The 22,021-nt window shown below is 52.6% G+C and carries 13 protein-coding genes and 1 pseudogene; 12 read left to right on the forward strand and 2 right to left on the reverse strand.

What is annotated here, in order from left to right:
- Positions 1–21 precede the first annotated feature (21 nt).
- The 6 genes from PA6_RS16365 to PA6_RS16390 all read left to right on the forward strand — a co-directional run bounded on the left by PA6_RS16365 (position 22) and on the right by PA6_RS16390 (position 12,148).
- Complete coding sequence (locus PA6_RS16365) at positions 22–1,212, forward strand: ComEC/Rec2 family competence protein (protein ID WP_021702058.1); 1,191 nt, start codon at positions 22–24, stop codon at positions 1,210–1,212.
- A complete protein-coding gene (locus PA6_RS16370) occupies positions 1,209–3,437 on the forward strand; it encodes a Mov34/MPN/PAD-1 family protein (RefSeq protein WP_021702059.1) in 2,229 nt (742 codons plus the stop codon). Before PA6_RS16365 ends, PA6_RS16370 begins: the two co-directional genes overlap by 4 nt.
- A 189-nt stretch (positions 3,438–3,626) precedes the next feature.
- On the forward strand, positions 3,627–5,006 hold the full coding sequence (locus PA6_RS16375) for a hypothetical protein (RefSeq protein WP_021702060.1): 1,380 nt from the start codon (positions 3,627–3,629) through the stop codon (positions 5,004–5,006).
- On the forward strand, positions 5,006–5,818 hold the full coding sequence (locus PA6_RS16380) for a hypothetical protein (RefSeq protein WP_021702061.1): 813 nt from the start codon (positions 5,006–5,008) through the stop codon (positions 5,816–5,818). The genes PA6_RS16375 and PA6_RS16380 overlap by 1 nt, the downstream gene beginning before the upstream one ends.
- Complete coding sequence (locus PA6_RS16385) at positions 5,809–11,013, forward strand: coiled-coil domain-containing protein (protein ID WP_021702062.1); 5,205 nt, start codon at positions 5,809–5,811, stop codon at positions 11,011–11,013. The genes PA6_RS16380 and PA6_RS16385 overlap by 10 nt, the downstream gene beginning before the upstream one ends.
- Positions 11,014–11,485: 472 nt before the next feature.
- A complete protein-coding gene (locus PA6_RS16390) occupies positions 11,486–12,148 on the forward strand; it encodes a Wadjet anti-phage system protein JetD domain-containing protein (protein ID WP_147289514.1) in 663 nt (220 codons plus the stop codon).
- A 414-nt stretch (positions 12,149–12,562) separates the two neighbouring features.
- Here PA6_RS16390 and PA6_RS16395 read toward each other — a convergent pair whose 3' ends face one another.
- Complete coding sequence (locus PA6_RS16395) at positions 12,563–13,771, reverse strand: winged helix-turn-helix domain-containing protein (protein WP_021702064.1); 1,209 nt, start codon at positions 13,769–13,771, stop codon at positions 12,563–12,565.
- Between the two features lie 285 nt (positions 13,772–14,056).
- Between PA6_RS16395 and PA6_RS16400 the strand changes: the two genes are divergently transcribed.
- The 5 genes from PA6_RS16400 to PA6_RS16410 all read left to right on the forward strand — a co-directional run bounded on the left by PA6_RS16400 (position 14,057) and on the right by PA6_RS16410 (position 20,227).
- Positions 14,057–15,523, forward strand: coding sequence for a B12-binding domain-containing radical SAM protein (locus PA6_RS16400; RefSeq protein WP_217997223.1), 1,467 nt, complete (start codon positions 14,057–14,059; stop codon positions 15,521–15,523).
- Positions 15,524–15,556: 33 nt separating this feature from the next.
- Positions 15,557–16,369, forward strand: coding sequence for a DUF3865 domain-containing protein (locus tag PA6_RS22865; protein ID WP_021702066.1), 813 nt, complete (start codon positions 15,557–15,559; stop codon positions 16,367–16,369).
- 26 nt (positions 16,370–16,395) lie between these two features.
- Positions 16,396–17,523 (forward strand): type III PLP-dependent enzyme domain-containing protein, encoded by a 1,128-nt coding sequence (locus PA6_RS22870; protein ID WP_021702067.1) that lies wholly within the window; start codon positions 16,396–16,398, stop codon positions 17,521–17,523.
- 12 nt (positions 17,524–17,535) lie between these two features.
- Positions 17,536–18,402, forward strand: coding sequence for an EamA family transporter (locus PA6_RS22875; protein WP_021702068.1), 867 nt, complete (start codon positions 17,536–17,538; stop codon positions 18,400–18,402).
- A gap of 790 nt (positions 18,403–19,192) precedes the next feature.
- Positions 19,193–20,227 (forward strand): GGDEF domain-containing protein, encoded by a 1,035-nt coding sequence (locus PA6_RS16410; RefSeq protein ID WP_021702070.1) that lies wholly within the window; start codon positions 19,193–19,195, stop codon positions 20,225–20,227.
- A 767-nt stretch (positions 20,228–20,994) separates the two neighbouring features.
- Here the strand turns inward: PA6_RS16410 and PA6_RS16415 are convergent.
- Positions 20,995–21,477, reverse strand: coding sequence for a hypothetical protein (locus PA6_RS16415; protein WP_021702071.1), 483 nt, complete (start codon positions 21,475–21,477; stop codon positions 20,995–20,997).
- Positions 21,478–21,684: 207 nt separating this feature from the next.
- Here PA6_RS16415 and PA6_RS24650 point away from each other — a divergent pair.
- Positions 21,685–21,831 (forward strand): annotated as a pseudogene (locus PA6_RS24650) (AbrB/MazE/SpoVT family DNA-binding domain-containing protein); the annotation flags it as partial.
- Between the last annotated feature and the right edge of the window lie 190 nt (positions 21,832–22,021).

Here is a 22,021-nt window from a genome sequence, read left to right on the forward strand (position 1 = left end):
CGGCAACCCGGGGAGGGACTTATGGCGGCGAAGATCACGTTTTTCCAAGTCGGCAATGGTGACATGACCCTCGTGAGGCTTGCCGACACAAGCGTCACGTCCATCCTTATCGACAGCAATATTCGCGTCGCGGCTGATGATCCGGACGATGAGACCCCTGACGTCGCCAGTGCGCTTCGAAAGCGCCTACTGATTGATGCAAATTTGCGCCCTTATGTGGATGTGTTCCTTCTGAGCCATCCTGATCAGGATCATTGCCGTGGACTGGCCAAACACTTCTGGCTTGGAAAACCTGGCGATTACCCAGATGACAACCTTCCACAGGCGGAGAAGCGCATCTTGATCCGAGAGCTATGGTCGTCCCCATTGATCTTCAAGCGCTGCTCGAAAAACCACACGCTTTGCGACGATGCGAAGGCTTTTGACAAGGAGGCGCGTCGGCGGGTCGAGTATTGGAAGACCTATAGAAGCGCGGGAGATGGAAACCGCATTGTCATCATGGGAGAGGATGTCGACGGCAAGACCGATGGTCTAAGCCCCATCGTGATTAAGTCCGGCGAGAAATTCAGTTCGATCAATGGAAGCGACTATTCCGCATATTTCCGGGCACACCTGCTCGCGCCTACACCGCATGACGAGGACGCTGATCTTGAAGAGCGCCTCAGCAAAAACGAATCCAGCGTGATCATGAATATCGAGATCTCCTCTGCCGCTTACGCCAGCGCCAAAACTCGGTTTTTGGTGGGTGGCGACGCGGCGGTACTCATCTGGGAGCGCATGTGGGAGCGTTTCAAAAACACACCTGAAGTGCTTGAGTACGACCTGCTACTCGCGCCGCACCACTGCTCCTGGCGCACTCTGTCTTATGACAGCTGGTCCGAGAAAGGTGAGGACGCCGAGCTGAACGAGGGCGCGCGCAGTGCTCTAGGCCAGGCTCGCAGTGGTGCCACTATCGTTTCGAGTAGCAAAGAGATTCTCGATGACGAGATCGACCCGCCGAACATCCGTGCGAGGCGGGAGTACAAGTCCATTCTGAGCGATGTAGATGGATGGTTTGGGTGCACCGGAGATCTCAAGGATGAGGCCGTTATGGAGTTCACTGTGGAGCCAGGAGGCAAAGTCAAGAAGGCCGCTGTGGCTGCTGCGTTGGCCGGGACCACTACCTCGTCCGTGGCGGCAGCTGCGGCACCTCGAGCCGGTAGTAGTAAATGATCGAGTACTTTGTACTTGGCGAGCTGCTTGAGGCTCCCCAGGAGGGGGAGCTTTATCCCGAGACGGTGGCGCTTCTGAATGCTTTCCGTGCGTGCCCTTACACAGAGGTTCGCGAACTGCGCTACGAGGCGACTGAATCATCTCGAACCGAGTACATTGTCATTGACGCGGGTGACGGCACAGTTGATGCCGATAACCCAGCCGGGATTCGTCGGCAAGAACGCCTTGCGATAAGTATCGATCCGCAGTACCGCGTTAAGGTGCTGGTTCATACCTTACGGAAGAATTTTCCGTCGCTCTCCCATCAGCACGCGAGAGTGCCTGGTCGCCCGCGGACCCTGTGTCTGTATGAGGCGGGCTGGGCGGCGGTTGAGCTGAGCTGGACAGCTCAACGCTTCATAGCGCGAATGTTCTGGTGGCTCAGAGATTCGGCGCAACTGAAGTTGCACCGGGATGATCAGCCCCTGGAGCAGCTTTTCTACATGAGCCCCTACCAGCTGATCCTTCCGTCGAACTACGCCGAATACGCAACCGCAGATGGGAAAACGCTTTCGATTGGAAAAGTCAGCGTGGGTGAGTCCGTGATGCTGCGTGCCTTTCCGTCCAATGGCGCGGAATCGCAATCCAAAGCCATGCGGGTCGTATCCTTCTTGGTCCCACCAGTGGATTCTACTTCGGTGGTGAGCGCACCAGAGACGCTGGGTGAGCTTGAGAATCAGCTAAAAGCCTGGGGCAGCGAGCTTGAGCAGCAGCTGTATGAATATGTTTATGAAGCCATCTCAGAAGGAGTTTCGCCCTCAACGGGCATAGGGGAAGGCATCCTAGTTCTTGTGGGGGTTCCCCGTACCAGGCAGGGTGGTTCTGAGCGGATGGATGTATTGGGTTACATGATGCGGGCGTCTCTATTCGAGCTTGCTCAAGCGTTCGACATGCTCGGTCCCCGCGAGCCAGAAGGACATTATTTGCGCATTCAATTGGTTGGAGGGGGGCATGGAGCTGCTTGGCGATCTCTTGAGCTAGTACCTGTAGAGGTGCGCTGGGAACTTACAGCAAAGGCGGCGCGGGACCTATCGGCTATCTCAACTGAAGAGCCCCAGCTCCATGCCGTTTTAGCCGGTGTAGGCGCACTTGGTAGTGCATTGGCAGACCTCTGGATTCGCCAGGGCTGGGGTAACTGGACGTACATAGACCCTGACCGCTTGATGCCACATAACCTCAGTCGCCATGTAGCGTTCGAGAATGGCATTGGTCATGCGAAAGTCGACGTCATGAAAAATCATGCAGCGAGCATCTACACAGAGGAGCCGCTACCTGCTGCTATCGCAAAGAGCATCCTGTCCCAAGACATAGATGTGCAGAGTGCCTTAAAAGAATCCCAGCTAGTCGTTGATGTAACGACTACTCTCGAAGCGCCCCGACAGCTGGCTCGCGAGCCCAATGCCCCTCGCATAGCGAGTCTATTCCTGACACCTTCGGGATTATCCAGCGTGATGATTCTTGAGGATCAGGGTCGACAGCAGCGTGTTGATGGTTTGGAGGGTCAGTACTACCGCGCTATCCTCAGCAATGACTGGGGTGGTGAACACCTAGTAAATCACCTAGGAGATCGATGGGTAGGGGGCGGCTGCCGAGACATCTCAATGCGTATTGCCAGTGAGTGTATTCATCTTCACGCTGGCATTCTTTCACGGCAGCTGAGGCAATCAGTCGCGAAACCCGAAGCACGTATCTGCATCTGGAGTTATGACGAGCAATCGGGGGCAGTGGCCTCTCATGAAATCCCTGTTGCCAAAGTTTTCACTGTGACCTCGAATGGCTGGACCATCAAATACGACGCTGCGCTCATCGACAAGCTTAAGCGAGCACGTTCCGCAGCGCTGCCCAATGAGATTGGTGGCTCTATTGTGGGGGTGACCGATTTAAAGGCCAGAACACTCGTAATTGTCGACGTGCTGCCCACTCCTCCTGACAGTAAATCCAGTCCTGTCCATTTCATCAGAGGTGAAGAAGGACAACAGATGGAGCTTGAGAAGGTGCTAGAAAGAACTGCACGCGTGGTGGACTACTTAGGCGAGTGGCATTCACATCCAGATGGCGTGTCAGCACAGCCTAGTAAAGAGGATGAGAGTCTACTCAATACGGTGCATCGCAAGATGAGCGCGGAGGGATTGCCTGCTCTGATGGTGATTGTCGCGAAAAACGATATTTCTCTCTCTGTGCAGTAACTTGCTCCGAAGCCGGGCGTTGCCCGGTTTCAAGTGAAGAGAGTTCAGCCAGCATCGAAAGGTAGTAGTTGGCCGAAAGGGGGCTTGGCTAGGGCATCGCAGGCCTAATCCACTAGGCTCCACCTCTCCATTAAGCGGCATATTATCGGCCAGCATAGAGATTGCTCAGCTCTCAGCCAGAGGCGCGCAATGGATTGGATTCCACTTATCGCATCGACCGCACGCTTGATCGACTTGCATGACAGCAATCGTGCAGCTGGTCATGCCGCAAGCCAATATGACCTCTATCGCGAGACACGTGGAGGAAACCACGACGGGTTATGGCTTGATGTCGCATTGACGGTGATCGAATACCTACGTGAGCGTGAAAATGAGGTCGTAGGGGGCTTCATCTCGGGTACGGAAGTCCGCGAGGCGCTACAAAAAAGGATTGCCGGGCTAACTGAGGAGGATGTGAGGTTTGTCTTATCGGCACTCACGACACCGGCGGAAATATGGTTTGTCGAGCGTATGGGAGACGGAAGCAGGCCGATCAACTCGACCAAGGAAACCCATCTCGTCGAGCGATCGCGAACGGCAGACGCCTACCGCCTCGCACCAGCTGGACGGACTGCGGCAGGGTTAGCAGCAAACGTGCGCGACATTGCTTACATCGCAGGCTCCGCAAAGAATCTGCTTACGGCAATCAAGGCTCACGACTTCTGGAAAATCACCGAGCTCTCGACAATCATCATCGATGTCCTGCGGACATTCAGGCTCGAAATTGAAACTCGCCGAGAAGGTGGACGCCGGGATGATGTTCAGGAGTTTTTCAAAGAGCGCGGCGAAGTAATTAAGGAGCAAATCGAAGAGGCAGCCCAGATTCTCGTGGAGGCCAATGAATTTCTCTCTCTCCAATCGACGCGGGACGAATTCCAAGTGTGGGTTGCCGCAATGGATCGGGCCGGCAAACCGTCCTTCGGCCACGGTTACGCTATTGAGCACTTACGGCGCGTTGCAGGGCAAACGCTAAAACTGCTGGAGTCATTCACTCAACTGGTCGAAGAGAGCCTCGCGGTAGACGGCAATGTGTTCCAGCCCGTTTCCTTCATCGACCTGTCTGCCTCCCTTGCCGCAAAACCATTTCAAGAGGGCCTGTATTTTGCGTTGATCCGGTCCTTCGGCCCGACACGGCTACGTCGCCCCATGCCGTGTCCCTTTGACTTCTTCGGGATCATCGAGCCTCGGCAGGTTGCTGATACCCGCGAAGAAGATGCGGACAGCGCTGGGGTGGAAGACCTCGGCATCCGGGCAATCAGCATCATTGCAGAGTATGGCGCGTCAATCCTCGCCGAATTACGTAAAGGCCCTCTTTCTCTAAAGACAGCTCTAAAACGCGAGTGGATTCGGCTTGATACGAGCGGCATCAACGATCTTAGCGCTCTCGTGGGAACCTACTGCGACCCGTCGATGCTCGGAGCTGACTTAAATATTGTCGTCCGCCTCGGTGATGGCCGCGAGGTCTTTGAGGATGACAGGATCGGGCGACTGACATTCGATGAACTGATAATGGTCATGGAGGATGCGTAATGGGCATGGAAGACATGGGGCAAGTTGTCGCGTACTTACTTCGCCATCGCATCGTCGAGACGCGGCCGGCTAGCGGACGCAGCAACGACGAAGAGCGTGCAGTAGCGAAACTGCTGTTGTCGATGACGCCAGATGAGCGCCGCTCGCTTGATCGCATGTTCCTCGGTATGCGGCTCGTGTTCGTCGATTTTGACTGGGATGCCATCCCTGCATTACCGAAAGGCGGGCGCGTTTTCCTGCTGGCCCGCGATATCGGAAAGGGCGAGCCGCCCAGCGTCCTCTCCCTCGAAGTAGTGACTGAAACCATGCGAGAGAAAGGTAACGAGTCTGCCAGGGAGGCGGCTGCATGGTTCGTGCATCTCTGGCTGATCCATCTCGACCTCATCTATACCAACCAGGGGCGCTCGCCATCTGAGTTGCAGACCTATCCGAAGGGGATGTTCGATTTCGATGTCTTTCTTGCCCGAGTCCGAGAACATTTCGAGGATTTGCGACAAGGCCTCGATCGCAATGAAGTACCTGCTGATGCCGTGTTCAAGACCTTCGAGAAGGCCAGCCATGCAGAGGGGGGGCGACGATGCAGGCGCTTCGTCAACCTTATGCTTGATGCTGGTCTCCTCACGACGATCGCTAAGGATGTTTACCAGCAAACACTGCTCTCAGCATACGAAATCAAGAGAAATTACGAACGGGGTTTGCAGCACTTTGTTACGGACGCCGGCGCAAAGAAATACCTGCTGGCAACATCGATCCTGACCGGTACCGACAACACCATCGATGTCGATATGGAGGAGCAGGCAGCATGTCGCTGATTGCACGGATTCAATACGTCAACTTCCTGACCTACAGCCACCCGGACAGCAAGGAGCGGAAGCCAGCCCTTCGGGTCGTGGAGTTCGCGCCGCTGAAGTATTCGACCGCGATCAACATCCCGAATGGCCATGGCAAGACGAACATGATTTCCGCGCTGCTCTATCTCTTGAGCCGAGACAGCAAACTCAAGGAAAACGTTCTGCCTTTGTTCACCCCCCGCCGAAGTGGCGCACCCTCTCATATCCGCGTTCAGCTCTGGGACTTGAGAGATGATCTCACGCAAACAGATCTGGGGCTTGATGAAGGCCTGTTGGATCCAAGAGACCTGCCCAACAGGGGAGATCATTATGTCTTCGGTCTATGTGCCTACCAGGGTGACGAACCAAGGTTCTATTACTACCAGGGAGTACTAGAAGACTGCCCAGTGTTCGATCGCACTGAGAGCGGATACCTGTATCGCCACGAGACCGACATCCAGCAGGCCCTCAAGGCTCTGGGCGGGGGGAGAGCCTGGAATATCTCATCTGTGCACGAGTGGCGCTCCCTCATTACCAGCCACATCCCAAGTCGCGTGCTAACCCAGCAGGTCAAGTTCCATCTTGCGGGTGGCGGCGACAAGTCGGCTCAGCTCCATCAGATCGAAGAGGATGGAGATGAAAGCTTCGACCAGGCGTTTTTTCGCACGGTCATTGCGCCTGAACTCCTCGCATCGACCGGCGAGCTTGAAGGGAACCTCGATGACCCTCGGGAGAACTTCGAGGAACTGCTTTATGCACACTTCAGCAAGATGGCATCAGCAACCATCAAGGCGGAACAGGAGCAGCGAGCCATCAAGGAACAGGAAGAGGTTGTGCGCGAGCTCGGCGTGCTGGTGGCAGCCGGCGAGGACGCCAAGGATAAGTATGGCAAGTACCAAGGGCTGATTTCGACAATCGCTCGGGATGGCGCAGTGGTCCAGCACCTTGTCCGTACCGACCCGTTTCCCGGGCTGCTGGATGCGCGCCAGCTACCCTCTGGGCAGGTGGGTGAGATCGTCCAGTACATCGTGATCGACAAAGTTCACGGAGCGATGATCTTGGATGCCGGGCTGGAGAAACTCATAGGCGTAGAGGCTAAGCGAATCAATGAAGCTGCAGGCCGAAAGAGTTTGTTTCCTGTAGAAATTGACCAGACGCAAGTGATTGATTTTGCTTGCGACCTCAAGATTTTTGGCGAACCCGGATGGGGTGGCACAAGAGTCGCCCGTAAAGGCTACACATTGGACGCTGCGCTCCAACTGATCCCCTTGCTACGTGAGTTCGGTACAGCAAAACTGGCCGGTACCCCCGACACGCTGCAGCGGGCATTTGCTTGGGCGGGAACCACTGCCGACACCAACAGTTACCGGAAGACAGTTCGCCGGCTTGAGGCAGAAATCAGGCGGCACCAGGAAAATATTGATCAGCGGAAACGCGAAATCGCCCAGTGGGAGGTCGAGGTTAGGGAACTCGGTGATCGGATCACGAAGTACGATCAGGCAAAGGGTGCTTACGAGGACTTGGTGCAGAGCGGAAAATTCGTCCAGGAAGAGCTCGAAGACCCGGTACTGTTGTTGGACAAAGTGGCAAGAGAGCTTCGCGCCGCGGAAGATGCCCTGACGGCCCATGACAAGCGCGTCGGCCGCCTCGAAATGACCTTCGCCAGTTACATGGCGTTCTGCCAGAGCAACCCCAGCGTCTCCGTGCGCTCCCGGCTGAAGGAATTGACAGTAAAGGCAGCCAACGCTCAGGAGGCCCTACGCGATGCCGAGCAACGCCTGCAACGTTCAAGGGACAAATTAGCCCAACTCAATGTGCTCAAATTGGAGCAAGAAACTCAGAGTAGACACGACCAGCAAAAGCTTGGCGCGCTATTAGAGCTGCAGTCGCATCGGCCCACTTATGCTGAGTGGTTCGGCGACACCCTGCCCGACAGTATCGATATTCGCGGCAGCCTTAAGAAGATCGCCAGCGAAGAGAAAGCCTTGGAGCAGCGCCGTCTGGAGCGCGAGAAGCTTCGCGATGCCATTTCGAGTCTTTTGCCGTCAGTCCCACGCTTTCGTGATCTGTTCGGCGATACGGACGCGAAGAGCATCGACATCTCAGGCGCGCTACAAAGAGTCGCCGTCGAGGAGCGGGCGCTCGAGAAGGAGCTTGCCATCACCGGTGGGCTCCATGCCCGCCTCTTGGATTTGGCGCCGTTCGTCGAGAGATTCCGCATAATTTTCGGTGACACAGACCCGGCGATACTGGAGCCTGCTCAAGACCGAGCCGACTTGCAGAGTGCTATTACCCTAGCCGAAACGACCGCGAAATCGCTGGAGACCCAGGTATCAAGGCTGAACCTATTCCGGTTCACCTACCCAGGCAAGACTCCAGCCTTATGGCTTGCCGAAATGGAGGCACGACGGTCGGCGCTCACTCAAGAAATTGCTCAATACAACCAGCAGGCGCTCACGGCCGAGCGCCAACTCGACGAGCTGATGTCCGATCCGGTAGCCAGGCCGGAAGATGTGGCTTCAGCACACTCGCTCATCAACGGGGCAGTCCCATTCGTCTTGCTCCACAATTTTATCGAGGAGTATTGCCCGCCTGGCGTGAAACAACACTGGTTGACGCACTTCTCGGCGTTGCTCTTCTCGCCGGTTGTGGAAACCCTCGACGATGCAGCCAAGGCGGCTCTGTTGCTTCATGAAGGCCAGGCCATGATGCCGGTACTGATCGCAAATCGATTGAAGGCCATGATGGAGAGCGAGACACCGGCTCTAGCCCTGAACGGGGAGTGTGCATACACCTGGCTTGCCGGTATCAAGACCCGCATGGTGCATTGCCTCCTGAATCCGGCAGCAGTGGAGGAGGAGCGATTTCTGGCTCAACAACGGCTCGATGAGCTACGGGAACGGCTCGCGCAAAAGCATGAGGAGCTAGACGATCTGTCGGAGAAATCGGATTCCGTGCTGCTTGCCCGGGATGCGGAAAGTGCAGAGGCCTCCAATGTGGAGGTGGAGTTGGCTGCCAATTCCGAACGGCTGGAGAATCTGTACAACCAGTTGCCTGATGTCTTGGCGCGATGTACTGCCGAAGCGCTTGGTAGCATCCAGAAAATGCGGGAATACCTAGCTCTCCTCAGGGAGCACGGGGAGGGTGTTTTCGAGAGGACCACGGAGAAATTACGTCAGATCGAAGAAAAGGTCCAAGTTCTGCGGCAATCGCGTTGTTGGTACGAGGAGCGAAATTCTGATCTCGTACGCAAGGTCATTATGGACATGCGCCGGTATCAGGCCTTATTGGCAGAGCACGGAGCTGACGTGCAGCAAAAGGTCGAGGCGGACTTGAGCAGCATTGACGAGGAAGCCGACGATCTAAGGCGCTCGCGGGAGTGGTACGAGGCGCGGGATTGCGACGACATCCACGCTGCTGTCAATGCAATGTGCCGGTACTTGCAGGCTGGAGGCGATGCGGAAGTAACCCGGCTACGGAGTGTAGTTGATGTCGGTATCGCCGAGCTCAGCGCGCTGGCGGCAAAAGTCACTGTGGCTACCCAGGCCGTTGCCGACGATGAAGACCGTTTATCCACAGCACGCACTGCCGAATCGAACGCGGCAGAGGCATACAACCAGAACAAGCAGCACCTCGAAGACCTAGCAAGTTTCGCAGAGAGCGAAGACCTTTCGTTCATGGAAAACCATGATGAATGCCGCGTTACCCTGGAGGTCAGAAAGAGTCGTGCAGAGGCACGGAAGAGCTATGAAAGCCAATTCGCCCACGCTCAACGTTATGTCAAGGAAACCAGGGACAGCCAGACGAGTGAACAGGAACTGCTTAACCGCAAGGCAGGCTCAGAGGCAAAGGTTGAAGGAACCAAGCGCTTGCAGGAAGAGGACGCTCGGGCCGTAGAGGATAAGAACAGCAAGGTCGTTGCTCTGAAGAGCCTTCAGGATGCCCTTCATGAAGCGGCCTGCAGATTGCTCTGGGAGTTCCGGGCGGTTTCGAAAATCCTTGACGACATTCGCGACGCGGTGAGCAAGGGGGCGCCGCGCTTTGAGAACACGGATCTCTACAAGCACGCCGAATCGGTCAGAAACCGGCTCGAACGTGCAGATACCGATCCCTTCTTCCTGGAAGACATCCGCAAGGTCGGGCGTCTGGCAGGAGAGCTAGGGCTAGCTGGACAGTCCAAAGACATAACACGCGCAAGGCGCGATGCCGAAAAGCTGGTCCACCAATACCGAGAACTCAAGGCGAGCTTTTGCACTGAGATTATCAGCGGTGCCCGGAAAGGGTTGTCGGTGCTGGATGCCGAGTGGCTGCAAAGTCAGGATCGGTTTGACGCGCCGACAGAAATGAAGGTTCAGATCGAGGCCAACATCGAAAGCAATCGGGGCCTGTTGCAACAGGCCACCACAAGCCTTGAGTTTGCTCGCGACAAGACCACAGAGATGCTGACGATTCTGGCAAAGGATGCGGAGCGGGCTGTGTTGATACTGGAAGAGGCGATGGCAACGACACCAACTGCTCGTTTCTATGTCAGAGCCAACGTCATAGCACAGGATAAGATCGGCAATCTTCTAGATCGTCTTTACAGCGACATCCAGGCGCAGATGCGGCGGCAAGCCGATTCGGGCTCGAAAATCACCGAGAAACGCCAGAGGAAGCGGGCTCTAGACGAGCTACGGGGCGAGGTCTACCGCTCCTTGTTTGCAGATGTCAGCGTGGAGTTTCGCCATCCTTCCATTTGGGGAGGTGGTCAACACCGGCTGACCTCAAAGGACATGAGCGAAGGGATGAGGACTGCAGTCAGCCTGATGTGGATTGCGAAACTCGCTGAATTCCGCCTGCGCCAGGCGATCGATCAAGCGGGCGGTATGAGGAGGCAGAACCGCGCCGCATTACGCAAAGAACGATACTTCATGATTCTGGATGGGCTCTTTTCTAACCTCAGTCACGATGATCTGATTGACTCTGCCATGGAGTCACTTCGCCTCTCAGTCGGGCACTTTCAGTTGATCGGGATGATCCATCACCCCAGATACATCAACAATCCGAAGATATTCCCTTCATATTTCGTTGGGCGGCCGTATCGTGCCAGCAACGGCAAACACGCGTGGCTTACGGTGGACTGGCAGAAAAATGCCCCCGACTCGCTTGGCGTCTTCGGCTCGCATTTTACGCACTAGGACGATCATGGTGACTGAGAGATTGGACGTGATTGTCAGCGCACTGAGACGGCAGACCCGCAAGAGCAAGGTATTGCAGGGAGGGGGGCTAATCGATCGACTGGTACGTGAAACTGGATTGGATGCAGCGACGATACGGCGCTGCCTCATGGATATGAGGGCACGTGGTTGGGTTGAGGCCAGTTCATGGTCGGGAACTGGAAATCCCGTGGGGCGCGTCAAGATAAGCTTGCCATCGCTGCCGCCTCCATCGTGGGCCGAGCAGTGGAGGCACGCCCTTATGGCTTGTGAGAAGCTTTCCGACGCTGATCGCGCGGCGCTGTTCGAGTGTGGCGCCATTCGGTCCGATATGAGTGCTTCTGAGCTCCCCCAAATCTTAGATGGCCTCATCCGGCTACGTGAGAATCAGTCAAGGCACGTTGGCAGTCCCGCCTTCCTCGTTAGCGCACGTTACTTGCGCGGATCGTCAAAGATGCTCGGCAAATTGGGTGCTCGCGCTATTAAAGCATTCGGCATTGATCTTTCTCGGTTTCCCGACCACCCCCCTTATGTCGTCACTGCCGGTGCAGCCGATCCCGAGGCGGTAGTGCTAATCGAGAACCCGACGGCGTTTGAGCTGGCGGCCACAACGTCGGCAGTTGAGCGCTGTGCATTTATCGCCACCTTCGGCTTTGGGCTAAACAAGGTCTCGGAGGATTTTGGCAATCAACTGGCGGGTATGGTCGAGGAAGGCTTCTCCCAAGCTGTAACATTGGTGCGCGAGGGTTCAAGAACCCCCTCGGCGAGAGAATTGCTCTCGCATCCTAACATCACGTTCTGGGGCGACCTGGACATCGCAGGGATGCAGATTTTTGAGCGAATTGCCAAGCGCCTCCCGAGACTACAGCTATCTGCACTGTATGGGCCGATGATCGATGCCGTGACGAAGGATGATGATCGACATCCGTATGTCGCTGCCACTGGCAAGCCTGGGCAGGCGACATTTCTGTCTACCCGAGAGGACTCCTCAGCCATGTTAAATTGTTGCTGCGAGTGGGCAGTAGATCAGGAGCTGGTAACAGAAACTCATATCGAAAAGCTTGCTGGATATCCACTTGTCCTGCATAGGGAATGGAATACATTTCAGAAGGGATAGCGATGTGTTCGTGCTGGCCAGGTGAAAAACTCAGCGTATGGACTGAAACCAGTCTTGTGGTGAGCAGGCGGACCTAGTGGCCGATTCGAGTTTGGTGAGTGTCGCAGCCTAAGTGTGTTGAATACCGAGCTGGTTATCTATCAACTGCGTATCCATAAAGCCGATTAAAGACTAGAGTGCGACTTATCCCGTACTGGGCAACAGTTACAGCATAACCCCATAGCCGTACTTTCTAGATATTCATCTCAATCACACCTGCCGCCGATGAAACGATGTAGCGGTAAAGCATTTATGTCTTCTCCTCCAGGGCGGAAGCGTAATCACCGGTCAGGTCTGTTGAAAGCAGAGAAGCCTCTTTTTCTTCGTACTGCCCAGCGTCAAAGCACTTTGTGCTGCAAAGATTCGTCTGAAACACTAACCAGCCAACAGGCCGGTTGCCAGTAAGCGCTGTGCCGCAGGGCGCTTGCAGTTCAGCGAAACTACCTCAAGCCCTAACCACTTTGCGAGTGACTGCAACTGAAGAGCTAGCTCGGACAACGCTACATCACTTAAACCGATCTTTTCCTCATGAACTGCGTGCACTGTCAGACGTCGCTGGGCGCGTTCAGCTCGTACATCAACTCTGCCTACTAATTGGCCACGGAAAAGAAAAGGCATAACGTAGTAACCATACACTCGTTTAGAAGGCGGTTGGTAGAATTCTAATCGGTAACGAAAGTCAAATAGTCTCTCAGTCCGCTCACGTGACCAAATTAATGAGTCGAACGGTGAAAGCAACGCACTTGGCTTGCTTGGCTTAGAGTGTAGAAGATCCTTAGTCATCCATGCTGGTTTTATCCAGCCATCCACCAGCACTGCACTAAGCTGACCGTCCTCGACTAACTCAGAAAGCCGCAAGCGAGTATCCATAGCATCCAAACGAAAGTAGTCGCGCAAGTCCTGTTCTGTAGCTACCCCTAGGGCATTCGCTGCATGCATCAGCAATCGGCGATGCGCCTCGGCCTCAGTAATTGTAGGATGGTTAAGTATTGCTTCAGGAATAACTCGTTCAGGTAGATCGTAGCGGCGCTCGAATCCAGTCCCGCGAGATACTGTCAGTTCACCGACAGCAAACAACCACTCCAGCGCAAGTTTCTCTGCACTCCAGTCCCACCATGATCCGCCAGGTTTGTCACGCTTGGCTAGATCTCCAGCCGTCAGTGCGCCACGATCCACTATTGATTTTAATACTTGTTGAATAAGTGGTTGCTGTTCGTGACCAAAATTAATTATCTGTTTATGAATCCCTCGCCCGATACGGGCCCGCTGCATGCGCCATTGCAACAAGGGGTAGAGCGCCAGCGGCATCAATGATGCTTCATGCCCCCAATATTCAAAAAGCACTCTTTCCCTTCCACTCCCCCAGGCCAAACGGTCAAGTTCGGCGCGCTCATAATGACCTATACGAGAGTAAAGGGGTAAATAATGTGAGCGAACCAGGGCGCTAACAGAGTCAATCTGTAATGCGCCAAGATGTTGCAGAATAATTTGAAGTTGATTGGAGGGCGCTTCGCATCCAAACCCTTGAGCAGCCATAGCCTGATGGGTGGCCTCGCTCGAGGATAGATATAAAGGTGCAGTCATTTTCACTCCTAACCAGTGCCGCAAGTCGGAATGGCTATTGTAGAACAACAATAATAAAGTGAATGTATGGCAATGCGGGTGTCATGGTGCTGTAAATAACCGAGAGCAGCAGTTGTTTTTCTGTGAGTGATAAATTGACAAGGGGATTGCACGTCAGTCCTTGACACTCAGAAAACATGAGCTACTTTGAAAGCTACAGAGTTAAGAAGTGGTAAGAGGTGCCCGGCGGTATAAAGGATTTTGCCGCTATTAAGCTTCAAATGCACAGGGATACAGGAGGTAATAGTGCATATTGTATTCGTTCACACTCCCATGGCAACAGTAAGCCTACCAGAGCGGGAGGCTTTCTGGCGAAATTTTGACATCCGGTACCATGCGACACATCCCGGCCTAAAGCCAATGAAAAACGTCCTTTGGGAGCTTCCTCATTGGATGACTTGGTTGGCGGGAGTGCTAGTCGATGCAGGTTATACATCCCTTGAAGCAATGGATCTATACGCATCAGAATGCACTATGACGGGTATAGATACATTCAAGATGGGTAATACCATTAAGGAATACCCGGCTGATGTGTACCTGCTATCCCCAATGACACCAAATTTACCTTTTGCTTATCAGATTGCCGATCTAATCAAGATAATACATCCAAGGAGTATTGTCATATTTGGTGGGGTTGTGGCAACGCCGTTGCACAAAACTATCGCGTTACATCCAAGTGTGGATTATGTGGTTTTTGGTCGTGGCGAGTTGGCTTTGCCTGCCTTAATAAGAGCGCTTGACCAGAAAGATGGCCCTGAATTTCTCGGTAATCTTTCTTTTAGACTTCCGGATGGTAGGGTCCACACATCTCACTTCGAGAATCCGTGGTTGCCTGTCAACGATATTCCAAAGCCAAAAATTGATTTATTTGATAGATCAATTGGTGAGGATATACGTTATTTGCGTCAGGTTTATGCTCTCGGGTGTCCATACAAGCGCTCATTCTGCACCATTCAAACTATTGGGAGGAAGGCGGATTACTTTGCTCTCGATAGAGTGATAGATGAGATAGCAAGCTATCGAGAATATTACGGTGAGCATCATAACGTGTATTTCGGTGATGAGACATTTACAGTAAGTAAAGATCGCACCTTGGATATTTGTAGCGCTCTAAAAAATAATGGAAGCATAAGATATGATATTCAAACGCGGCTAAATTGTTTAAATGATGACGAAGTGCTGAGGGCGCTGAAAGAAAGTGGATGCAGCTGGGTTGAAATTGGAATAGAGACTGTAAATCAAGATAGTCAAAATATTCATAAGCAGAAAATTAAACTAAAAGAACTCGAGAATACCCTGTCCAGGGTACAGGATGCAGGCCTTGCTACCTGTTCTTTCCTTGTGAATGGTTTTCCCGACCAGACTATCGATGATATGAAGCGTTCTACTGATTATGCCTGCGGATTAATCGATAGAGGCTTGTTGCAAGCATCTTATCTTTTTGGCCTGGTCCCATATCCTGGTAGCGAATTATTTTCCTCTCCTGAGTCTTTTGGCATGGAGTTACTGCATAAGGACTTCAGGCTTTATCATGAAGAGTTGGCCCCCGTATATAAAACACATCACGCAGGACCGGATGAGATTTACGAGGTTTTTCTATCTGGTATTACGGCGTTAGCTGAAGCAATGGGGAAGACTTCGAATATATTAGATTATTCTTTCTATTCGGATTCATTCGAATACGGAAAGTTTTGGTCTGAGTCTCATGTCTAAAGCATGTCAATAGCGAGTAAGGGAGATTGAATAATGATCAGAGAAACTCAGTATCTTCAGGTTGAAGAAGCAGTAAAAAATATTATGGGCGCTAATCTCAAGTACGAGGACTTGGCTCGTGAGCTTGAGAAGTTGATTGGTGATAAATACGGGTCGTTGAGTACGGATACAAATCCGGCTATAACAAATCTTGCTCACTGGCAAGAAGATGATATTAGATTCTTGGTGAAGGAGTACTCTGGATTCTCAAACGATTCAATTCATCTATTTCATGATGCATTAATTCGGCTTGAATGGGATGGGGTTAAAGAGGAGGTTAAGCGCAATCTATCAGAAGAAATGGGGGCGCTAACCAATGATGTTCCGCACCTTGAGCTCATGAGGCGTGGCTACAAGCATGAATTAGGTGTTGAAACTGAGGGCGTTGAGTATTCCCAATGCACTGAGGCATTGTTGACCAGAATGCGCAGAATATTCAGAAGCTCCAATAATGCATATCTCTGCGGCGCCTTGCTCGCCCTAGAAGCAACCGCAACATTTGAGTTCAAGGGCGTAGAGAAAATTCTTCGTGCATTAAAATACAAAATTGATGGTGGGGAGATTGCTGCGGGCTCGGTGACAGGCCAATATATTCTTGGTCATGTATCTGATTCTCCGGAAGGAGAAAATCCTGAAGACGATCATTATGCCGGAATGAGGTCCGCGATTGGATCTTATATATCGGCAGAGAAAAATAATGACCTTGTCAGGGGGTTTGTTTCTGTCTGTACGGCCCTGAATTCCTGGTGGGAGAATATTTCAATAGAGGTCTATTCCCGCAAGTTGGATTTGACTTTGTCCAATTAGTGTAGTCATTGCAGAGGAGTGCCGGTGTGGAGAAGTTTAAGTGCATTAAAAGTTTTATTGCTGAGTCTCGCCCGGCAGCTCCATACTTTTGTCTGAATCTAAATGAAATAAATAAATGTACCGAGAGTCTGGTTTCGATGTTTCCAGGAGAGGTTGCGTATGCGGTCAAATGTAATCCGCATCGCCTAGTATTGGAAGAGATTATACGCAGTGGCGGTCAGGCTTGGGATGTTGCTTCGATTGAGGAGATTAGGCTTGTAAATAGTTTGTCGAGAATCCTTCCTAGTTATTTTATGAATCCTATTAAGTCTGCGAGTGAAATTTTTGAGGCATACTCTAGTTTTAATATAAAAGAGTTTGCTGTTGATCAGGAGGATGAAGTAAGGAAGTTTATGCGGCTTGAGATTCCTGCTTCAGATATAACTTTGTCTGTTCGGCTTGCTGTTTCCGGTCATGGGGCGCTCGCGAGTATGGTTGGGAAGTTTGGTGTTGAATTTTCCGAGGCGGTGCGTCTAATTAAATTCATACATGCTCATGGTTTCAAGTGTGGAATTACTTTTCATGTTGGGTCTCAATGCCTTGCTCCTGAGGAGTACTCTAAGAGTATCGCTCAAGCTATCGCCGTTGCTGAATCTTCTCAGGTTCCAATTTCAGTTTTAGATGTTGGTGGGGGGTTCCCTGCAAAATACGAGGGGCACGAGTCTGGTTTTGATTTATATAACGACGCAATAAAGATATCTTTGAGTGGAAGTGTATTAGAAAAATCTCATCTGCGATGTGAGCCGGGGCGAGCTATAGCGGCAAGTTCCGTCATGGTGCTCACAAAGGTGCTGGCCGTCAGATCTAACGGCCTTGTGCATATTAATGATGGTATATACGGAGGGTTGTCTGAGATAAATTTCCTGAATTGCACTTTCCCTGTAGCAGTCTGGAGTGACGCTGGGGAGCGACTGACGGGGGGGGTAAGGTCTTGGAAGATAGCGGGCCCAACCTGTGATAGCTCCGATATGTTTAAGAAAGAATATCTCCTCCCAGCCTCGATTAAGGTTGGGGATTACATTGGCTTCGGCATGCTGGGTGCTTATTCCCCATCGCTTGCAACCAGATTTAATGGATATGGTGCGCAAGACTGGGTTCAAGTTTCAAATTATTGATCTGGTGAAGATATGGAATACCACACTTCGCTGAGTACGAGAGTGGCCCGAGTTTCTCCTATTATTTTGGTTGTGTTCTCCATTTTTTCGGTGCAAATCGGTACGGCGATTGCTATACATCTTTTTCACGCGGTACCAGCTAGTGGGGCGGCATTCTACAATGCCCTCTTTTCTGCCGTTGTCCTTGGAATATTCTCTCGAAACGCAAAGATCCAGCTAAGTCTTAATGGTGTGGCATATTTGCTCTGCTTTGGCGCTTCAATCGCAGGGATGTTCTTGACATTTTTCTACGCTGTTGAGCGTATACCGATGGCCATCGGGTCGACAATTGAATTCATGGGGCCACTTGCGTTGTCAGTTTTCTTTGCTCGTCGTCCAATTCATTTTCTATTTATACTCTTAGCAATTTCCGGTGTTGTGGTTCTAATGCCATCTGTCGGCTCTAACCTAGATGGGGTTGGTGTATTTTATGCTGTGCTATCAGCTGCTTTCTGGGCTTTGTTTATTCTGCTTTGTCCAAAAGTAACAGAGAGCTTTCATGGGGAGTCTGGGCTCGCCCTTGGTATGGCAATAGCTGCGGTCATTATTTTTCCGTTTGCTTGGCTGCAAAACGGATTGCTGAACATAACTCTATCTATCTTGTTTGGTGAGTTTTTGATGGCTTTATTTTCAACAATTATCCCGTTGTCCTTGGAGTACATTGCTTTAAGATCAATGTCTGCTCGGTCTTTTGGTGTTGTTGTGTCAATGGAGCCAGTTGCTTCTGCTTTAGTGGCTTTCGCTGTTTTGGCTCAGCCAATATACCCTCGAATGGCGATTGCGATCATTGCTGTGACTATTGCGGCGATAGGTATAACCTTAACTGAAGAGAAAGATTAATAATTGCTGAGGTGGGTTTGTGTGTAATGCATAATGAAACTCGCTGTATTTTTGACTACATTTGTTTGGGCGTCTCAAGTCTGGAGGAATCTATAGTTTTTTATGATGCAATTTTGGCTCCGCTCGGGCTAAAGCGATGTGATACTGAGGACTCTCCGAGTTGGGATGGGTGGGCTGGCTGGGGCTTCTATGACAAAGATAATGGTGCGGAACATGCCCTGTGGATATGTAAGCCATTTAACGGGGAGCCAGCCAGCAACGGTAACGGTACTATGGTGGCATTGTCTGCCGAGAGCTGGTTTGCAGTAAGGGAGTTTCATCGCCAGGCACTACTTTTCGGCGGTGTATGTGAAGGAGCGCCTGGATTGCGCCCTCAGTATCAGAGAGACTTTTATGCAGCATATATTCGGGATCTAGATGGAAATAAAATTGCTGCAGTTTGTAGGGGGCGTACAGCTGAGTGAATTAATCTACTTTTCCTTGGCAGTCGTCTGTGGCTGACTCACTACGCATCAGTCCGATTCATAAAGACGATATTTCTTCGTGTAAGGCGCCTGCTGGTCGCGCCCTGTGGGTTTCTCTAGCCTGAAGGCCTTCGAACCCTCGGGTTCCTGAAAAAAGCAGTACGAGTGGTAAGACCTTCTATGCTTGAATCGATACCAACAAAGGGAATGGTGATAGTGTAGTTAACTGTCAGCGATAATCGTCGGTATCTCAGGAAGCGGAGCCTATTCAGCATGCTCCTTTCTGATCGACAATGATTCTATGGCTTCGCTGTTGGCATGCCCAAATGGATCAAATCCTTTCTCTCCTGTCGGAGACTATCCCCCAAGCTCGATCTCTGGAGCAGCTCGCTCGGCCTCTGTTGTCGCTGCTCAGCCAGATCACGGGCATGGAGTCGACCTACCTGACGACTATTAACACTGCCGAAGGTATTCAGCGAGTTGAGTTTGCCCGGAATACGGGGGAGATGGTCGTCCCAGAAGGGCTTGTTGTGCCTTGGGCAGATACCCTGTGTAAGCGGGCTCTGGAAGAAAATCGCATGTACTCCGACAACGTCGCCGAGTGCTGGGGAGACTCTGACGCTGCCAAAGCCCTCGGTATCAAGACCTATCTGAGCGCCCCAATTCGATCCCAGGATGGCCGTGTTCTGGGTACCGTCTGTGCGGCAAGCTCAGCGCAGGTTGCACGTTCGCCCAGTGTGGAGCCATTACTGGGACTGCTGTCGGGGCTCTTGGGATATTCCCTCGAGCGCGAGCTCTTAGTTGGCCAGCTTCAAGCCGCTAATGCTGAACTCGCTACGCTTGCCCTGACTGACTCTCTCACTGGCCTGGCCAATCGGCGGGCCATCCTGCGGGATCTGGATCATCTATTTGCTCTAGCTCAGCGGGACAACAAGTACGTAATGATCGGCGTCATCGACCTTGATGGGTTTAAGCTGATCAATGATGCCTACGGCCATCACGCGGGAGATCAGTTCCTTCGGGGCGTGGCATGTCAGCTAAAGCAGTGCCTCCGGAGCAGTGATAGCGTTGGTCGCGTTGGAGGAGATGAGTTCATTGTGATTGCACAAGGATCGTCACCCCTGAGTGCGGATCTGGACAAAGAGCTAGGAGCTGCTGCAGCGATCATGCAGGCGCGTTTGAGCCAAGTGACAGTCGGGAGATATACGCTGGCTGATGGCCTTGAGCCTATCGACTACAGAGGTGCGAGCGTTGGGGTGGTAGCCGTGATGCCCGACAAAACTTCAGTGGAAGAGGCCATTACGTTGGCGGACGGCGAGATGTATCGCGTTAAGCAGCAACGTAAGCGGCAGAGCTCGTAGTAGTGCGGTCGTAGCTGCTGCAGCCATCAATCGTGGGGCTCTTGAGCTGCTTTCGATCGGAGCGCCGCTCACCGGTGACGTTTAAAGACTTTGCTATGAGGCGCCTAAAGGCAGTTGGGTGCTCTAGGATGGGCTTTATAGTGAATTATAGAGCGATTATAGAATCCCATTCTGGCCCCCAAGATTCTCGCTGCCCGCTTGTAGCTACGGATCAGTTTGCTGACCAATCGCTCTATCTGACGTGCTTGGGTGTGACCCTCCATAGAGGCAGGGAGCGGAAGCTATCCCAAAAAGGTGTCGCTGAGCTGCTTTGGGAGTCCGTGATCGCCAGGTGCTCGGTGGGCGCTAAAGCAGAACCCTTGATCCAGAAATGAAAAAGGCGGCTTTGGGGCCGCCTCGAACCATGTTTCGTCACCGGTATTGATGGCCGGGAGAGGAAGCTCATGGGCAGGGTGTCAGGGTATCACTTTTCAGTGCTTCAGCGGCTGAAGGTTTTCCCTATCCAGATAGAGGGTGATCGACGTTTGGAGCTCTGGGGCCTCAGATACTCCCATCATTCTCTGCGCGCTCAAAGCATGTGATGCCCATGCTGATCGAGCCGTCTTTGCAAAAGACGAGATCACCGCCAGCGATGCACCCTTCCTTCCAGAGCAGGGTGTATCGGCTGCAATAGCCTCCAGAGCCGAGATACCAAGCGCTGCTCCGATCACGAAGCACAGGCTGAGGGATACTTTGCGCAGCAGTTTGGGAGAGCTATTCATTTTGGCCTATAAAGGGTCGCCAACTAAAACCGCCCGGCCTTTGTCACCCTCGCATCCGGTGGGTGGAGACCAACTTAGAGCAGCGGATTTATCAGGCAGGTGGATGACCAGGCGCCGCTCCAAGCACTCCCCCATTGCGAGCTCCGCTACGGCCTCAAGCTTGGTCGTATTCCAGCTGCTGACCTTGTAGCTGAACACCTGTGCCTCAAGGTCTTCGCCCTCGGTGTGATGCAGGATCGTGGCGAATGCTTCCTGACAGGTATTGGAGGTGCGGTTGCAGCGAATTTCGACTGCATTTGTGCCTGGTTTTTGGTATCCCTCAATGGTCTTCCAGCCGCCCCAAACTAAGAGCTCGTTCTGCTCTTCCTTGATCATAAGCGGAGGAATGGTGGTGTTCTCGAGAGGGGCAGGCTTCGTAAGCCAGAGCACGATGTAGGTCGCGCATAGAGCAGAAGCAAGTGCGATCAGCAGCAGTTGGAGGTAGCGCATATAGAGTCCGTTCCGGTGGCAGCCGTCCTGGCCGATCTAAACACTAGAGCATCATAGAGAAACGGGCTAGCCGGAGGAGCGCCTCCGGCCACAATGCTGCCCCACCGTATGAAGCGGATCGACCTGAGACGAAGCTGCCATACTGTGCCTATTACGTGAGGGCTTGCTAGATCTGGACGCTGGCGAGTTTTACGCCAAGGCCGTTAGGATGGCAGCGGAGACGTCATCGTTGAGCTTCCATCCGAGTTACTCGAGCAGCTCGGGCGGAGTCTGGGCTATGAGCTGTCTGTAGAGGCGGGAGAGGAAAACATTTGCCTGAAGCTCAAGCAACGAGCTGATGGCGCCTCGTCATAGCAATCCAAACAATGCCTGATTGTGGTTGACTACTTCGCTTCAAGAACGGCTGCTAGCGGCCAAGGACTGTCATCAAGTGTCTAGGAGAGTCGGCGCGGCTCATCGTATTTGTGCGTTAGATTCAGGCACAATGGAAGCTTATTTCGACCTGCCGTTTCTAATACCCTGCACCTACTTAATATCTCTTCGA

The sequence above is a fragment of the Aquipseudomonas alcaligenes NBRC 14159 genome (genome assembly GCF_000467105.1).
GTDB lineage: Bacteria > Pseudomonadota > Gammaproteobacteria > Pseudomonadales > Pseudomonadaceae > Aquipseudomonas > Aquipseudomonas alcaligenes.

What these genes read in the sequence shown, in the direction of transcription:
- PA6_RS16365 (WP_021702058.1), top strand. Translation starts at nt 22, where the DNA reads ATGGCGGCGAAGATCACGTTTTTCCAAGTCGGCAATGGTGACATGACC.
- PA6_RS16370 (WP_021702059.1), top strand. Translation starts at nt 1,209, where the DNA reads ATGATCGAGTACTTTGTACTTGGCGAGCTGCTTGAGGCTCCCCAGGAG.
- PA6_RS16375 (WP_021702060.1), top strand. Translation starts at nt 3,627, where the DNA reads ATGGATTGGATTCCACTTATCGCATCGACCGCACGCTTGATCGACTTG.
- PA6_RS16380 (WP_021702061.1), top strand. Translation starts at nt 5,006, where the DNA reads ATGGGCATGGAAGACATGGGGCAAGTTGTCGCGTACTTACTTCGCCAT.
- PA6_RS16385 (WP_021702062.1), top strand. Translation starts at nt 5,809, where the DNA reads ATGTCGCTGATTGCACGGATTCAATACGTCAACTTCCTGACCTACAGC.
- PA6_RS16390 (WP_147289514.1), top strand. Translation starts at nt 11,486, where the DNA reads ATGCTCGGCAAATTGGGTGCTCGCGCTATTAAAGCATTCGGCATTGAT.
- PA6_RS16395 (WP_021702064.1), bottom strand. Translation starts at nt 13,771, where the DNA reads ATGACTGCACCTTTATATCTATCCTCGAGCGAGGCCACCCATCAGGCT.
- PA6_RS22865 (WP_021702066.1), top strand. Translation starts at nt 15,557, where the DNA reads ATGATCAGAGAAACTCAGTATCTTCAGGTTGAAGAAGCAGTAAAAAAT.
- PA6_RS22875 (WP_021702068.1), top strand. Translation starts at nt 17,536, where the DNA reads ATGGAATACCACACTTCGCTGAGTACGAGAGTGGCCCGAGTTTCTCCT.
- PA6_RS16410 (WP_021702070.1), top strand. Translation starts at nt 19,193, where the DNA reads ATGGATCAAATCCTTTCTCTCCTGTCGGAGACTATCCCCCAAGCTCGA.
- PA6_RS16415 (WP_021702071.1), bottom strand. Translation starts at nt 21,477, where the DNA reads ATGCGCTACCTCCAACTGCTGCTGATCGCACTTGCTTCTGCTCTATGC.